General features: G+C 35.3%; 12 protein-coding genes and 1 pseudogene. 1 reads left to right on the forward strand and 12 read right to left on the reverse strand.

Features of this window, described 5'->3' with window-relative positions; all coding sequences use genetic code 11:
- Positions 1 to 358: 358 nt before the first annotated feature.
- The 4 genes from ACQY44_RS03080 to ACQY44_RS03095 all read right to left on the reverse strand — a co-directional run bounded on the left by ACQY44_RS03080 (position 359) and on the right by ACQY44_RS03095 (position 5924).
- A complete protein-coding gene (locus tag ACQY44_RS03080) occupies positions 359 to 1108 on the reverse strand; it encodes a shikimate dehydrogenase family protein (RefSeq protein WP_428228958.1) in 750 nt (249 codons plus the stop codon).
- Positions 1108 to 2505, reverse strand: a complete 1398-nt coding sequence (locus tag ACQY44_RS03085) for a tetratricopeptide repeat protein (RefSeq protein WP_428228959.1) — start codon at positions 2503 to 2505, stop codon at positions 1108 to 1110. The genes ACQY44_RS03080 and ACQY44_RS03085 overlap by 1 nt, the downstream gene beginning before the upstream one ends.
- A gap of 277 nt (positions 2506 to 2782) precedes the next feature.
- A complete protein-coding gene (locus ACQY44_RS03090) occupies positions 2783 to 3979 on the reverse strand; it encodes an aspartate aminotransferase family protein (RefSeq protein ID WP_428228960.1) in 1197 nt (398 codons plus the stop codon).
- 268 nt (positions 3980 to 4247) lie between these two features.
- Positions 4248 to 5924, reverse strand: a complete 1677-nt coding sequence (locus tag ACQY44_RS03095; protein WP_428228961.1) for an OstA-like protein — start codon at positions 5922 to 5924, stop codon at positions 4248 to 4250.
- Between the two features lie 495 nt (positions 5925 to 6419).
- On the opposite strand from ACQY44_RS03095, the gene ACQY44_RS03100 reads away from it, so the two are divergent.
- Complete coding sequence (locus tag ACQY44_RS03100) at positions 6420 to 8291, forward strand: alpha-amylase family glycosyl hydrolase (RefSeq protein ID WP_428228962.1); 1872 nt, start codon at positions 6420 to 6422, stop codon at positions 8289 to 8291.
- 47 nt (positions 8292 to 8338) lie between these two features.
- Here ACQY44_RS03100 and ACQY44_RS03105 read toward each other — a convergent pair whose 3' ends face one another.
- The 8 genes and pseudogenes from ACQY44_RS03105 to ACQY44_RS03140 form a co-directional block, all read right to left on the reverse strand.
- The gene (locus ACQY44_RS03105) at positions 8339 to 8854 is read right to left on the reverse strand and encodes a phosphoheptose isomerase (protein ID WP_428228963.1); all 516 of its coding nucleotides are present in this window, start codon (positions 8852 to 8854) and stop codon (positions 8339 to 8341) included.
- Between the two features lie 14 nt (positions 8855 to 8868).
- Positions 8869 to 9375 carry a DUF2396 family protein gene (locus ACQY44_RS03110; RefSeq protein ID WP_428229609.1) on the reverse strand — a complete coding sequence of 169 codons (507 nt, stop codon included), beginning with the start codon at positions 9373 to 9375 and terminating at the stop codon, positions 8869 to 8871.
- A gap of 51 nt (positions 9376 to 9426) precedes the next feature.
- Positions 9427 to 10493 (reverse strand): annotated as a pseudogene (locus tag ACQY44_RS03115) (alpha-amylase family glycosyl hydrolase); the annotation flags it as partial.
- A 140-nt stretch (positions 10494 to 10633) separates the two neighbouring features.
- Positions 10634 to 12352, reverse strand: a complete 1719-nt coding sequence (locus tag ACQY44_RS03120) for a hypothetical protein (RefSeq protein WP_428228964.1) — start codon at positions 12350 to 12352, stop codon at positions 10634 to 10636.
- 14 nt (positions 12353 to 12366) lie between these two features.
- Positions 12367 to 13653: an MFS transporter gene (locus ACQY44_RS03125; protein ID WP_428228965.1), complete on the reverse strand. Its 1287-nt coding sequence runs from the start codon at positions 13651 to 13653 to the stop codon at positions 12367 to 12369.
- Positions 13653 to 14711, reverse strand: coding sequence for a glycoside hydrolase family 130 protein (locus ACQY44_RS03130; protein WP_428228966.1), 1059 nt, complete (start codon positions 14709 to 14711; stop codon positions 13653 to 13655). The genes ACQY44_RS03125 and ACQY44_RS03130 overlap by 1 nt, the downstream gene beginning before the upstream one ends.
- Before the next feature lie 27 nt (positions 14712 to 14738).
- Positions 14739 to 15320 carry a hypothetical protein gene (locus ACQY44_RS03135; protein ID WP_428228967.1) on the reverse strand — a complete coding sequence of 194 codons (582 nt, stop codon included), beginning with the start codon at positions 15318 to 15320 and terminating at the stop codon, positions 14739 to 14741.
- A gap of 19 nt (positions 15321 to 15339) precedes the next feature.
- Positions 15340 to 17196, reverse strand: coding sequence for a hypothetical protein (locus tag ACQY44_RS03140; RefSeq protein ID WP_428228968.1), 1857 nt, complete (start codon positions 17194 to 17196; stop codon positions 15340 to 15342).
- Positions 17197 to 17241: the final 45 nt, after the last annotated feature.

Genomic DNA, 17241 nt, shown 5'->3' on the forward strand with positions numbered 1-17241 from the left:
GTATAAGGTTTTTATTTTAAACAGAGCGAAAGATAGTAAAGGTGTTTCTAAATACAAAATAAATCGTTTGTTTATACGCTATTTTAAGACGAAATTCCTATTTGTTCAAGGAATTTAGGAATATGATATCGATTTTTTCGAGGATTTTTTGAAATAAATTTAAATTTTGAATTATTATAATTTTTAGAAAAATGGGATGAAAATAATAGTATCAGGTATGGATTTTTAGTTTTATTTCGATTTTAAAAAAAATCAAAAACCTACAATCGAGTCAACGGCGATCCCTTTTTTATTAGTATTATATAATGAGTGGTATATAGCAAAAAAAATACACTAAATTTTAGTGTATTTTTTTGTTTTATTTATTCCAGATTTTCCAGGCTTTTTCTGCCTGAAAAATAAGCATATCATAACCGTTTTTTATTACTGCCCCTTTTTCTTTGGCATTTTTAAGAAATTGAGTTTCTGCCGGATTATAAATTAAATCGTAGGCAATATGTTTGTCTGTGAAAAATTCATAAGGAAGATCAGGACAAGCTTCTATGTCTGGGCTTGTGCCAACTGGTGTACAATTGATTATAATTTGAAAGTTATCAAAAGTAGTTGCGTTTATTAAGTTGTAATCGATAATGTTTTCTTTGGCTTCTCTCGAAACAAAAGTATACAGGATACCAAGCTCATCAAGGGCAAATGCAACACCTTTTGATGCTCCGCCTGTACCTAATATTAGTGCTTTTTTATGATGTGGCTCTAATAAAGGTTCTAATGATTTCTTGAACCCATAATAATCAGTGTTGTATCCTTTTAATTTTCCTTTTTTGGTAAATTTAATGGTGTTTACAGCACCAATTAAAGCTGCTTTTTTTGAAAGTTTATCTAAGAAGGGAATTACTTGTTCTTTATACGGAATCGTAACATTTAAACCTTTCAGGTCAGGGTTGTTTTTAAGTAATCCTGTTAAATGATTTATTTCAGAAATATCAAAGTTTTCGTAGGTGTTGCCGGCAAAAACTTCATCACTAAATTTTTCTGTAAAATATCCTTTTGAAAATGAGTAACTAATATTACGGCCTAACAAGCCAAAACGTCTTCTTAAAATATCAATCATTATTGTTTTCTATGTTTTTCAATGTAATTTTTCACTGTTTTTTTTGACCAGACTACAGGAAATAAATCTTCGATTAAGATGTAGTTATCAAAGTTCAAACGCAGACCATTGCTTAAATGAAATTTTGCTTTGGTAGTATCCTGAATCATGAAATACAATCCTGCCAAACGATATTCGATTTCGTTTTCTTCCGGAAAATATTCTGAAGCTTGCAACAACGTTTGGATTGCACTTTCGAATTCGCCTAAAAACTGAAGAATATCAACCCAGAACAACCAGGTATCCAGTGCATAATCTCCAAATTCTACTGCTTTTCTATAGCCAAATTCAGCTTCTTCAAAAAAGTTCATTTGTTTATTGATCGTCGCATAACGTTTCCAGTACAGACGATTTTGATTGTCGATAGCTAATGCTTTATTGACAAAAAATAAGGCTTTCTGGAAATTTTTCTGGCGAACGTAAAAATCAGTAATGGCAATCCATCCTTTATCTAAAAGAGGGTCTTCGTGTACCGTTTGGTTGTAATATTGAAGTGCTTTAACGGCATTCCCCAGTTTTTCGTAGCATTTCCCGATACGCAATAATGCATAAGAAGTGGCATCGTCTAACTCGATGGTTCTGTTATAGCTTTCAATTGCTTCGCTGTATTTTTTTAGGCGCTCATACGCTTTTGCTTTTTCCATGAAAGCCCCTAAAAACTCATCGTCGATCAGGGTTGCATAATCAAAAGCACGAATGGCATTTTCATATTCTTTTACACCGTAATGCAAACGTCCAAGCTGATGCCAGGCGATTTCGCTATACGGGTTTTTATTGATGTATTCGTTTAGGTACACAATGGCTTCCTGATTTTGATCTAAAAATTCAAAACAATACACCACGTTATACAAGGCAGACTGATCTTCTAGATCTTCTTCTAGACATTTGATAAAACTGTCTTTTGCCATTTCTAGGTTATCCATAAAAAGATATTCCATTCCGATTAAGTTGTACACATCAGCGTAGTCGTCTGTATATTGCAAGGCAATTTTAAGCAATTCTACCGCTTTTTCGTGTTGATCTCTTTTAGAACAGATATTGGCTTTCTGAATGTAAATTTCTTCGTTGTTGGGTTCGATTGCGTATAACTCATTTAAGAGCTTCTCTGCAATTTCTAATTTGTCGTCATAAACCAACATCTCTACTTGTACTAATTTTAAGCCCGTAGATTTTGGGTGTTGGTCTAATGCAAGTTTCAAGGCTTTTTTTGCTAAATTAGCCTTGCCTATGTCTAAATAATGAAGAATAATTTCTTCAAATTCTTCAGAGTCAAAAAAGAGTACTTTGTTCGTTTTTAACATCGACTCAAATTTGGATAGGGATAGGTTATAATCTTCTTCTTCGTTGCTTAATTGCATACTGTCTTTATTTGAAATTAGCCTGTTATAAATTTAGGCAACCATATTATTGTTGTGAGGAATGAAAATTAATTGTTGTGAACAATTTAATTAACAATATGGACAGAATTTCTATTCTGTTTTAAGTTGTAATCTTTTGATATGTAAAAGATTAATTTTGATTACTATTCTGGAATTTATTTTTAACCGGAAGTCCTAGCCCTGATAGTAGCGGTATCCTTTTGTTTTTTTCTTTAAAAAATAAAAGATAAAGCGGATAGCAGGAAATAGCTCCTTATTAAACTTCTTGTCCTTTTTTCATGATTTCATCCATAACTTTTAAAATTATGGCACAACCTTCTTTAATTTCTTCTTCAGAAATAGTTAAAGGCGGTGTTATTCGTATGGCGCATCCTTCAAACAGCAACCAGAATAAAATGAGCCCTTTGTCCTGACAGTTTAAAATAACCTGATTGGTTATTTCGGCAGTTTCGGTCATTGCGGCAAGCATTAATCCTTTTCCTCTAACTTCCTTTATCAAAGGATGTACCAAAAGCGATCTGAAGAGTTTTTCTTTGTCTAAGGCTTCCTGCATTAAATTTGTTTCAGTTAATTCCTGCAAAGTAGCCAGACAAGCTGACGCAATGACAGGATGACCTCCAAAAGTGGTAATATGCCCCAGTTTAGGATTTTCGGTAAGGAGATCCATTTTTTCTGCAGAAGCTGTAAAAGCACCAACGGGCATTCCGCCACCCATTCCTTTTCCCATCACCACGATATCCGGAACGACCTCATAGTTCTGAAAACCAAATAGTTTTCCGGTTCTTCCAAATCCAGGTTGAATCTCGTCTACGATCATCATCGCTCCAACCTCATCGCAACGTTTGCGCACCTTTTGCAGATAGTTATTCTCTGGCTGAATAAATCCGGCACCTCCCTGAATGGTTTCTAAAAGTATTGCGGCTGTTCTGGTGGTTATTTTTTGTAAATCTTCTTCGTTGTTGAAGGTGATAAAATCAACATCCGGAAGCAATGGACGAAAGGCTTGTTTGCGTTCTTCGAATCCCATAACACTCATTGATCCCATCGTATTTCCATGATAAGCGTTATGACAAGAAATCAGCTGACTGCGTCCTGTTGTTCTTTTGGCTAATTTCAGAGCGCCTTCGATAGCTTCTGTACCTGAATTGACTAAATACGTTTTGTTTAGCGATTCGGGTAGGAGCGAAGCCAGTAATTTGCAATATTGAACGGCCGGACTTTGCGAATATTCGCCATAAACCATAACGTGCGAATACTTATCCAGCTGATCTTTGATCGCCTGATTGACTCTCGGGTGTTGATGACCAAGAGTGCATGCTGAAACACCGGCAACAAAATCTAAATATTTTTTATCGTTGGTGTCATAAATATAGGAACCAATGGCATGCGAAACTTCCATCCCTAATGGGTAAGGAGAAGTTTGTGCCTGGTATTTTATAAAATCTGGATTCATTTTTTTTTAAAGGTTCTAAGTTGCAAAGGTACTAAGGTTCTAAGTTTAGTCACGGTCTCAGTTTCAGTTACAAACTGAAAACAGGTGCTGAATTTTATCGCAAAGATCGTAAAGATTTACGCAAAGTTCGCCAGGTTTTAAATCAAGTTTATATTATTAAAATGCAAAGCCCGATAGCTATCGGGACGCAAAGTTTTGCAGACTGAAAAATGTTACTGCGACTAATTTTAATCGCAAAGATATAAAACTGAAAGCTGAGACTGAAAACTTACTTCTTAGTCTTTGTACTGGTTTTTGTTGCAGGTTTTACAGCCGGTTTCTTTTTGTCGTAATCCAGGGTTTCTTTCCTGACTTTCATTGGGGTCTCTTTGTCCTTGGCTTCCTGGTCTTTTCCTTCCTGTACTAATTTGTCGTTGAGTTCATTATCCTCGGCAGAAAAAATATCATCCTTCGATTTTATTCGTTCGTCTCCACGCCAGCGTAAGCCTTTTAGTTTACGTGCGTTTTCAGGTAAGTCGGCTTCGGGATAAATATCACCATCTACTTTATTAAAAAAGGTAATGGTTTCGATGTCATTATTCTCTAAAATAAGATTGATTTTACTGCTTACATTTTTATTGATACCAATGAGTTCATTGTCATCATTTCTCATATAATAAACAACCTCGGTATTCTTGATGACATCGACATCGTGCAATTTGCCCTCTTTAAATTTTCCAAATAAATTAAGCCCCTTGACCTGATTATAACCGGTGCCGAGGGTATCCCGCGAGACTATAAAAGTATTGTTGAGGACTTTTAAGGAATCTAACTTTTTGGTCGTATTATCGCCAATTAAATGCATAATATCTCCGGTGATCTGACTTTCTCCGTTCCAGAGAATTGGATTTCCTATCAATTTTGTCAAAGCAGTTTTAGAGTTTGAATGTATAGAATCACATTTTCCGCTCATATCGATTTTGTAGAAACGAACATTTTTATACGCTCTTAAAATTCTTTCACCTTCTTTTCCGGTAACCATTAGTTTTTGCCCGTGAATGTAAACTGAATCTTTTTCTACAAGATTTATAGCTACCGCTCTTTTGGTCACAAACATGGAGTCTTTTAGCTTGTAGATTTCGGCATAATGTCCTTTTACGATTCCACGATTGATGGAGTCGGTAATTTTTACATTTCGGGTTGCAGAGGCAAATTCGATATTTCGATTATAATATAAACTATCTCCTTCTATGAGACGATCATCGTATTTAATATAAGATCTTCTTAAAAAGTGCGCGAGGTTTTTCTTGGTATCATAGAACCCCTTTTCAGTATAAATATAATTGGCCTGACTTGTAATGGTTGATGGGCCAAATAAATAAGTATGTCCTGAATTACTATAATAATCCAAATGATTTGATTTTATAACATATTTAGGATTGGTGATCGTAACAGCAGTCAGGAATTGAAATTTTTTCTCTTCAACAAAATACCTTCCTGATTTACTTACTAAAGTATTGTCTTTATTAACGATTGTGCCTTTTGTATTGTAAAAGACCTGCTGAATATTTCGATCAAAATTAATCGTATCAGTTCTTAAAGTAGCGTCCGGAGAACTCATAACGGCATCTCCGGTGGCGAAAGCTTTCTTTGAATTTCCGCTATATTCAGCATATTTACTGTTCAGGAACAAAGTATCACCTTGTACTAATTGTACATTTCCAAAGGCTTTAAGGTAGTTTTCTGTCTTAAAAACGTAGGCCTTATTACACGTTAATACAATGCCGTCATGATTTATTTTTACATTTCCAGTCAATAAAACTCCGTCAGGTACTAAGACTTCATTGACTTCTACCAAATCTGCATTTTCAATATTAATTGTTTTTGGCTTGGGTGCTTGTGCAAAAATGAATTGTACGCTTAACAAAAGCAAACAATAAGATATGAAAAATAGTGATTTCTTCAATTGATTAAATTTTTGTCAAATTTATGAAAAAGGTTACAACCTTTATGGATATTAGGATTAAATTATACTTTTTAGGTGCAAAGGTTCAGAGCAGCAAAGATACAAAGGTTTTGTAGCGTTTTGTAAATGAATTTTATACATAATGTATATAGTAGAGAGCACTGCAGTGGATCTAACATTTAAATAACAGATTCAAATTCGGAAAGATAAAGGTTCAAAGTTTATCAGATTCTTCGAATCTTAAAGGTGATTTATATTTTTTATATTCATTTAGAAGGCCTCTGTCTCTCTATCTCTAAGCTTTGAGACTCCAGCTTTGAACCTTATTTTACTTACCAACAAAATCCCGAACTATTTCGTTGTAGTTTTGTTTTTTGGAGTTAAATCAAAGTCAGTTTCTTTTGAGTTTTAAAAATTAGCTTAAATTTAGAAAATGGTTTCTAAATTATTGAATTTATCTTTAATTACGGAAAAGAATTTGTTTATAAAATGAATATGATAAATAAGAAAGTTTTTGTTGCAGGACTGGCTGCAACCATGCTATTTTCTGCATGTAAAACCAAAGATTTGAAAATGAATACAGCAAAAGATGAAGTTACTGCGGATAAGAAAATTGTAGTGTATCAGGTTTTTACCCGTTTGTTTGGAAATAAGATTACGACCAATAAGCCCTGGGGAACAATTGAAGAAAATGGAGTTGGAAAGTTTAATGATTTTACAGATAAAGCACTTCATGAAATTAAAGATTTAGGTGTTACGTATATATGGTATACGGGAGTTCCGCACCATGCTTTGGTAGGGGATTATAAAGCTTACGGAATTTCTGATGATGATCCTGAAGTTGTAAAAGGCCGTGCAGGATCTCCGTATGCTGTAAAGGATTATTATAATGTAAATCCTGATTTGGCAGTAAATCCAGCGAATAGATTGCAGGAATTTGAAGATTTGATTGCACGCACACATAAAGCGGGTTTAAAATTGATTATTGATATTGTACCGAATCATATTGCCAGAAAATATGAAGGGAAGAATAATCCTGAAGGAGTTAAGGATTTTGGTGCTGATGATAATGTAAATGTTGAATACAGCACAAACAATAACTTTTATTATATCCCTAATAACCATTTTGAAATTCCGGACAATGATATTCCGTTAAACGGAGAAAAGAATCCGCTTGTTGACGGTGTTTTTGATGAAAATCCTGCAAAATGGACCGGAAATGGTTCCCGTAAAGTAAAACCGGATCAAAATGACTGGTACGAAACGGTAAAAGTAAATTACGGGATTCGTCCGGACGGTTCTAAAGATTTTCCTGAGCTTCCGGCTGGATTTGATCAGAAATCGTATCAGGAGCATTTTGCTTTTTGGCAGGACAAAGATGTACCGGATTCCTGGAAAAAATTCAAATCGATCGCTTTGTACTGGACTGCAAAAGGAGTTGATGGTTTCCGTTATGATATGGCCGAAATGGTTCCGTATGAATTTTGGAGTTATATGAACTCAGCTATCAAAATGAAAAATCCAAATGCTTTTTTATTGGCAGAAGTATATAACCCTAATGAATATCGCAATTATATTCGCTTAGGAAAAATGGATTACTTGTATGATAAAGTAGAAACTTATGATAAGCTGAAAGATGTGATTCGTGGAAAATCTTCTCCTGACGGATTATCGGATATTCAAAAAGGAATGTCTGATATTGAACATAATATGTTGCATTTTTTAGACAATCATGATGAACAACGTTTGGCAAGTCCTGAGTTTGCAGGAACTCCGGAACGCGGAAAACCTTTAATGGTGGTTTCTACCACGATTAGTACTTCGCCAACAATGGTTTATTTTGGACAAGAGGTAGGAGAAGCCGGAAATGAAAATGCAGGTTTCGGAACACATTCCAGAACTTCAATCTTTGATTATATTGGTGTTCCAAATCACCAACGTTGGATGAATGATGGCAAATTTGATGGCGGACAGCTTTCTGATTCAGAGAAAAACCTGCGTGATTTTTATAAGCGATTATTAAATTTTTCGATTAATAGCCCGGCTTTAATGGGAAATTTTCAGGAGATTCAATCTGTAAACCGTCAGGATAATACAGGTTATGATGAATTGATTTACTCGTATGTACGTTGGTCAGCAAATCAAAAGCTGATTGTTGTTGCCAATTTCTCTTCTGAAAAAACAAGTGAGTTTGAATTGAAAATCCCTGCTGATATTATCTCAAAATGGAATTTGAAAGATGGTGAATATTCGCTTATAGATCAATTGTATTTAAAAAGTAAAAGTAGTTTAATTGTAAAAAATGGGGAAGGGAAAGCTAAAGTAAAAATAGCACCATCTGAATCGTTTATTTATGAAGTGAAATAGTTATCCTAACAGGTTTTTGAAACCTGTTGGGATAATTAAAGATTACCTTATCTTCCAAAATCGTCTTGCACGCGAACAATATCGTCCTCATCAGATGGACTGTCAGGATTGGTATGTTGCCAAATTTCGGCTACAATTCCCCATGTTTCAAGACCGATTAAACGATGACGTTCTCCTTTTTCTAATTTGATAAATGCCCCCGGAGCAAGTTCCTGAATTTCTCCTTCTTCATCCGTTGCACTAGTTTTAACGCCTACAATTCCATCAAGTACCTTCCAGATTTCGGCTCTGCGAAAATGATACTGCCATGATAAACGTTTGTGAGGGGCAACAATTAGAATTTTGGGACTCAATTTATTTGTAATCTTAATATCTGACATTTCAAGATGCGGAAAAAACTTTGCTGCAAATGCTCCGGCTTGTGTTTCATCAATTACGTAAAATCCTCCCCAGGGCCGGGTTTGATCTTGTTGTACAATGGTGAAGTTTTCCTTTTGCAGAACTGCTGCGATTTGTTCAAAAACTTCTGTTTTTGCTGTATTTGGGGATAAATTAATATTCATTTTTTAATGCTATTTTAGTTTCTGTAAATAATAAAGCTATTCGATTTTAGAAATTGATTTCCCATTAATAGGGTTGCGCCTGCCGGAAGTGTTATTTCTGTTTTTGAACCAAAGTTAATGACAAGAGTAATTTTATCTTTTTGAAAAGATCTTGTAAATGATATTTGATCTCCTTGGAGTTCAAGGTTTTCATAATCACCATATTGAAGTGTCTTTTCTTTGTTTCGTAAAGTTATTAATTTTTTATAAGAATTAAGAATAGAATTTTTTTGAGTTTTGTACGCGGCCATATTTACTTTCTTATAATCCGGATTAATTTTAATCCAGGTTTTAGCATTAGAAAATCCTGCAAAAGCATTTCCATTCCATTGCATCGGACTACGTGATTTGTCGCGATTGTGTTTGTTTCCTTCCAGAAGTGCTTCGGTACTATTTTTACCTTCTGTAATTGCTAATTGATAATGCGTTCTTCCTTGTATATCGACCATTTCATCTATATTCTGAGCGATGATATTGTGCATGCCGATTTCTTCTCCATAGTAAATAAACGGAATTCCTTTGGCAGTAAGAATCAAAGCAGTTAATGCTATGGCTCTGTCTGTATCACCGTTGGCTAATCGATCGATCATTCTTGGCATATCGTGGCTGCCAAAAAAGAGCGTGGGATAGTTGCTCATATTTTTCTCCATACTTTGCAGCTCATCAAAAATACGTTGGGTCGAAAATTCTTTAATACTTCCGAAGTTGAAATTAAAAACAACATCTAATAAATCATGTGATTGGTATTGTTTTAAGACTTCGATTTTATCACTTCCTATTTCTCCCACAATAAAGCGGTTGTCATATTCGCTTACTGTCGATTTTATTATACGCATCGCATTTTTTATCCCTTCCTGATCAATATCGTTTATATGTTCCTGTTGTCCGCCTTTTGTCGGGTTATCTTTTGTGATTCCGTTGGTGTTCAAAAAATTGATAACATCCAATCTAAAACCATCTACTCCGGCGTCAAGCCAAAAAGGAGCACATTTTGAACCTCAGCAATTACCTTAGGATTCGACCAGTTAAGATCGGCCATTCTTTTATCAAACTTATGATAATAATATTGATTGGTTAAAGTGTCTTTTTCCCAGGCTGTTCCTCCAAAAAAAGATTCCCAATTGTTCGGTTCATCTTTCCAGATATAATAATCACGATACGGATTATCCTTTGATTTTCTGGATTCCTGAAACCACTTAGAGTCGGTAGAAGTATGATTAAAAACCATGTCTATAATTACTTTAATACCTCTTTTATGGGCTTCGCTTAAAAAAGTATCAAAATCAGCTTTGCTGCCATACGTTGGATCTACCTCATAATAATTCGCAATATCATACCCGTTATCTACTTTTGGTGAAGTCAGAAAAGGGGTAAGCCAAATACCTTTTATCCCCAGTTCTTTTAAATAATCTAACTTTTGAGTCATTCCTTTAAAATCACCATATCCGTCGCTATTACTATCGGCATAGCTGGGCATATAGATTTGATAAAAAACAGATTCCTTCCACCATTTTTTGTTCACCGTTTTTTGGGCAAAAGTTGGGTTTGTGTTTAGCATTAGCAGAACAAAGAAGATACAACTGAATAGATTTAATTTCATGATTTTAGGTTTAGTAAATTCGTTTTGTAGCTTGTGAAAAAAAATATTTGAAGTAAATCGTTCTGATTTATATATGTGGAAATACCTAACAGGTTTTTAAAACCTGTTAGGATACTAATATCAAATTTTGTAAATTGTGTTTACTTTTTCTCTTCCGATTTATAATCTACCACAACACCATCCACTAACATTTTTTCTCCTTCGCGAGTTATTTTTCCTCCGGCAGGAACACAAACAATAACAGCTGAACCTAATGCTTGAATATCTATTTTAGCCGACGAAGTAACATTTCTGGCTACAAAACTTCCTGAAACCGTATTGTATAAATCTACTTTTTTACCTTTTTCGGTTTTTATGATAATGGATTTACTTGTTGTATGTGGATTATAATATAAGTAAGAGGGATAAGCTTTGTCGCTAAAAAAGTCTGTTGCCAATAGATCTAATTGTAATATTCCGGTAACATTGGTTTCACGGATAATGCTGCCAAAAATACCTACGTGTCCGCTTCCGTATACACTAAACTGAGATTCTTTAGGATTTTCACCCAATACCCAAAGCGGACCGTCACCTTGCGCTACAGGACCTTTTAGGTTTTCGTATTCTTTGTAACTTGATTGCTTGATGATTCCTTCGTAACCAATTACTCCTTTGGTAACTTCGGCAAGCTCAGGAATAGTTTGATGTTCTTTTGGCATGTATTGCGGGTAAAAGAAACGAGAAGCATTTGCTGCGTTCAACATCCATTTTCCAATTGCGGTTGCATAAGACTGATTGTATCTCACCATTGGTACCAATGGCCAGGCGGCATCGTAAGTATTCATCAGGAAGCCGTAACCACCGTGATCTACCGTACTACCAAAAGTTCCTGATATGTCAATACCATTCCAGTTGCCTACTAATGCGCCCCAGCCTTCACGACAGATTGGTGTTCCGTCAAAAGACCAATCGAGCATTTTATTGGTATTGTATTTTGTGTTTTGTTCGGCGTTAATTCTTGCAGCCATATAAGCTCCAAAAGGCATTAAAACTTCGTAAGTAGGATTTTTTGATTGAGATTCTAAAGCTGCCAGGGCACTTTTTGCTCCTTTTAAATATTTAGCATCTCCAAATTTTTTGTACGCCATGTATAAAACCCACGCATGTCCTGCCGCTGCATCTGGTTGTGTACAGATGTTATTGGTCATTGGGGTCATTTTACTATAATCAAAATAAGAATAATTATAGTTTCCATTTAAAATTACATCGGCTTCATAAAATTTATCTGCAATCGTTCGGGCAATTTCGGTAAAGCCGGGTTCGTTAGGATATTTGTCATAAACGGCAAAGAACAAAAGGTTAGGGTATACGTCGTACCACCAGTCACGACCATAACCACCGCCCAATAAAGCAACTTCCGGGCAGGTATTATTCATCATAATATTCCAGTTGGTCTCTTTGTTGAAATAGTTCTTTAGCATTCCAACATAATTAAGATTGGGCTGGTTTTTGTCAATACCTACTAATGTTGCTCCTAAAGTAGCGCCCATTGTTGCAAGCGCTTCATGAAACATTCCGTTATTATGATCTGGTCCTTGCCTTACATCGGCCACAGCCGTATACAATCCAACAACTTTTTGAGGAAAGTTTTTTTGGCTGTCATCCATCCAAACCATTGGCCAATATTTGCCTTTAGCATTAAAATCATATACGGTTTTATCAAAATCTAAAGCAAGCTTTTTATAATCGATAATTTTTAAGGGTTGTGGTAGATTCGGCATTTGGTCTACACGGGAAATATTTTGTTGTTTTACTTGCGCTGTCGTGCTTAAACTTAAGGCTAACAGGCAGGAGAGTGTGATCTTTATAAATGTATTCATTTTATGTTTTTATTTTAAAGTAGTTTTACAGCGACTTCCTCCAACACTTTGGCCTCAATATTTTCATCGGGTGAAAGCTCGATTCCTTGTCGGATAATTTTTTTGCTGATAAAAATGGAGCATAGTTGTAATAAAGCGATGATTCCGATGGCATATCGTAAAGCAAAATCTTCAGAAACAGCATAATATAATACTAAGAAGGTTCCTGCGCCCAATAGTCTGCCAATGTATAATCCTGCTTCGTGATTTAGAATATAGGTAAACTCACCTCTTTTTTCTATGCGGGATACAATATCAATGACTTTAAGCTGAATAGGGAAGTAGGCTAAATCCATTAAAGGTTTTGCGATAAGCAATAGCAGTAAAAAGATAATTACTCCTGTTTTGTCGAATAATATTCCGTTGATACAAGCTCCCAAAGCAAATAAAATTAAACCAACTGAAAAGGTTTTGATTCTATCTGATGGTTTTGAGAAACGACCTATAAAATAGATTATAATCGCAGCCAGAATTGCACCAATAGATTGTGCTTGTCCTAATGCACCTTCTTCTCCTAATATTTTAAAAATAAGCATTGCAGGTGCCGTAACCAAAAATCCTTGTGCTAAGCCTTTGAATGTTGCTAATGATAGTAGTTTATACCATAAGGGATGAAACTTGAAAAAGATATACTGTTTTTGTACCGGATTTTCGAATTTACCTCTAAAACAAACTATTGATGCTACGATTGTAATCAGAAAAACGATCCCGGTAATTATTACATACGCCTGATGTTTTTCGATTTCACCTGTTTTTGACTGAATAAACCAACCAATTGTTGCCGGTATTGCAATAGCGATGATCGTATAGATAAAGGTTTCCAGTCCGTAATAGTAATTACGATTTTCATCATTTGTAATAGACAAAGCAAGGTAATCGCGATTGGACCAATACAAGCCAAAGGAAAGTCCCATAGTGATTCCGGCAACACCAATTCCGGTTAAGTCCAGATTTTTTAATGACATCATTATAATCATGGAAACACCGCTAAGCATCATTCCGATTGAATATAGTTTTCGGATATTGAAATATTTCAATAAAAAACCATTTAACAAAAAAGTAAGCGGAATCCCGGTATAAATGGCCAATTGATAAATAACAACTTTAGAGGTATCATTTGAATTTCTCATGATATAGGCAGCGACAAAAATATCGATTACAGGCAATACCAGTGCATAAACCAAATTGGTAAAGATCAGTATACGGAAATTATGGGTTTGGCTTTTAAAATGATCAATTTCTGAGATGAGTTTTTTAAACATTAGTTATTTTTTAGAAGTAAAAGAATCTCTTTAATCGAAAATTGAGCGCCACAAACAAATTCATCAGAAGCTCCGTAATAAATGGTAAGTGTATCTCCGTCAGGTTCCAGGATATGACCGTTGGTAAATACCACGTTTCCAAAAAAACCGCTTAATTCATATTGGGTAGTAGGGACCATGATGGGTGCTTCGGTTCGTGCGATTACTTTCGATGGATCTTTCAGGTCCATTAAAAAAGCACCCAGACAATATTGGTGATTTTCGTTGGCACCATGATAAATTTCTAACCAGCCTTTATCTGTTTTTATCGGGGCTGCTCCCGCGCCAACTCGTTTACTATCCCAAAGCCCTTTTCTGGTTTTTATGATACAATGGTGATTTCCCCAGTGAATACCATCAGGAGAAGATGCCAACCAGATATAATTACCGCCAATATCTACACTACTCGGGCGGTGCAAAGCATAGAATAATCCGTTTATTTTTTCTTCAAAAATGGCACAATCCTTATTGTGTGCCGGTAATATCATACCGTGCTTTTTGAAGTTTTTCCAATCGGTAGTGGTACGCAAACCAACGCCAACACCATTGTCAGATACTGAAGTAAAGGTTAAGTAATAGGTTCCTTCAATCAAGGCAACACGGCAATCTTCTATTCCAAATGTTTCCAACATACCTTCACCCACAAGTGATGGATAATTTTCAGGTTCGTAAAAGTTATGCCCGTCTTCACTGCACAATAGACGAAGATGTGATAGCGTCGTTAAATAATCGACTCCTTTGTAGTTAATTACCCTTGCATCTGTTGCTATTAATTCGGGATCTTCTTTTGGAATCTCGATGATTTTGATAGCTCCGGTTTCTGTTAATATTGGAAAAGAAATGATATTGTCCTTTTGTTTTGGTCTTTCGGCTACCCGTACTACCAGCCAGGTTTTGTTTTCATATTGAAATACTCCCGGATTTAATAGGCAAGTAATTTCTAGTCCTTCTCTGCTGGCAGGAATATCTGTAGGGGATAATAAAGGGTTATCTGTAAAACGTTTTGCTATATCTTTCATGATTATATTATTTTTATTTTTAATCTTTTATTTTTTGAAATCGGGGTCCATGTCCGGCGTTCGTGTGCCTGCAACTTCGTCTGCCATTAATAGAAAAACATTCCAGCTCAATCCTCTTGTAGAGGGCCACCAAGTATCTGTCGTGGTCCATTTGGTAGGAATAAATTCTTTACTGTAAGGCCAATCCGGATTTAAATTGATTTCGGCCCAGGTACGATTTTCCATAAGTTTTTGAGCCTTTTTCCAACCGTGTCTTTGTCCAACTACGTAAGCACTGTATTCAGCACGCATCCAGCTGCCACCATTATAATATATCCCATCTTGTGCACCGCCAACGTAATTATCTTTTCCAAATTCAGCAAAAGGCTGATATTCAGTATTAATATAAGAATATCCTTTTTTGTCCTTGGTCAGGCGTATGCATATTGGTGCTGTTGTACCATATTCCGGATGTGGAGAATTAGACACTTTGTTGAGTATTGGCATCTGATTTAAATGGTTTGTAACCATTTCATCCGTTAGAATAGGCCTGTCGAACAACCATAAAGAAAAGAACTCGGGTTCTAAATCTGTCAATGAGATGATATCCGGATAATCTTTGTCAAACAAAAGGTGTTTTCTTTTTACATCATAAAAATTTTCGATATTCCTTTTCTGCTTTTTCTATATATTCTTCGGTAACAGGATAACCTAATTCTTTTATTGTTCGCAGGGCAATGGCCAACATTCCCTGATTAACGGCCAGTTTGTCGGTTTTTGGTTCATAGATTCTAACATCTACCTGACTCATACTGAAATGAGATTTACAAATTCCATCCTTGTCGTCATCAAATTCATTTAAGATAAAATCTACGGCTTTTTTTATTTTATCTTCCGGCAGCACTGCTCCAAAACGTCTTTTATTAAGCATCGCCCAAATCAGAAATTCGATAGTGGCTTCATTATCCTTGGCTTCTATTGTCCCCATATAAGGAGTGATAATAGTAGCTATAGCACCTTTTTTATTTTGGGTTTTTGCCCATTGATCCCAGATACTCAGGTTTAATTCTTTGTTATAACTTGATACAACAGAGAAAAAAGAATCCCGATTGTACATGTCCGGAGAATAGTTCATATTAGGAACATTGAAAGGAGTAAAGTCATCTATAGACGTAATCCAGGTTAGCATGTTAAAGTTAGCATATAACATTTTATCTATTGCGGTTCCTTCAAATCCTTTAGCTTCGGCAAGGCGTATTTGAGAAGAAATCACAAAATCATGATGATTCTTCCAGGGTTCTACAAAAATAAAAGTTGTTTTTGTAACCGTTTGTCCCATATTCATTTTGTTATAAGGCTCTTTTTGGGGCTGATGCTCTGCAATTTGTAAATTTTTTATCTGCAGATCACAGTATTTGGCATTTTGGGCACCAATAAATAATGATATGCTATCATTTTCGATGTATGGAACCAGTATGCTTCCTTTAAAAAGAGTCCATTCATTTTCTGCGACAGGAAACTTATCAATATATTTTACTCCATTTTCCAGCTCAACTGTTTTTTTTCCATTTTTAATTCTGAAAAGTTTAACTGCAACGGGTGTAGTTCCTTTTGAGAGAAATGAAATCGTATATATCTTTTGATCTTTAAAAGGAGCTATAATTTCAAATCCGGACTGATTGTCTTGTTTGAAGTTGAGAGAAAATAAACTGTCTTTCTTTTCAATTTGAACTGCACCAATTTTTTTGAATTTTTCGTTGATTTTTAAATTAAACTCTTTTCCTGCATCCAGATTGTACATCTCACCAAAGGTTTGTTTGATATAATCCTGATTTTGGATTCTTTCCTCTTTAGTGGCAATAGTAATCAGAGAAGGATCGGGTAATTTTCTCATTCCTACAAAGCCACCGCCATGACCATTAAAACGACGACGGGTTGTTCTGGTGTAATGATTTTTATATCCGGCATCCATTAAAAATCCAACCAACTGGTTGTCCGGAGTTACAAATCCTGCCGAAGGAAACATTTCGTGAGCGAAACCTCCGGGGAAGTTATCGTGTTCGAAAGTGACATATCTTGAAGGTTTTTGTGCGGGTTTGGCCTTTTCTTCAATTGTAAAATATAGGGTTGGCATTCCTGTTTGAAGCAAATCAATGCTTTTTTTAACGATGTTACCTTTCACTACCTGATAGGTTACTGTTATGGAAACATTCAGATCAAAATCAGGGATATAAGTTTCTTTTGTTAATTCGATATGGTTTTTATCCCCTTTCCATTTCTCTCCTTTCCAGGCTTCTATGGTAACATTTTCGCTCAAATCAAAATTTGCTAGTTTAAGGGAAAATTCTTCAGTATTATGAATCAATAATTGAGTACCATTATATATGTCAACGTTAAAGCCATTTTCTAAATCACCTATTACTTTTAGATTGATGTTTTGACCCCGGGAAATTGTTCCTATCAAACAAAACAAGAACACCAAAAGAGTCTTATTGTATTCTTTCATTTATTTATAGAATTGATTATTTTTTTGTTTGCAAGAATTTTTCAA

The sequence above is a fragment of the Flavobacterium sp. genome, assembly GCF_965277525.1.
GTDB lineage: Bacteria > Bacteroidota > Bacteroidia > Flavobacteriales > Flavobacteriaceae > Flavobacterium.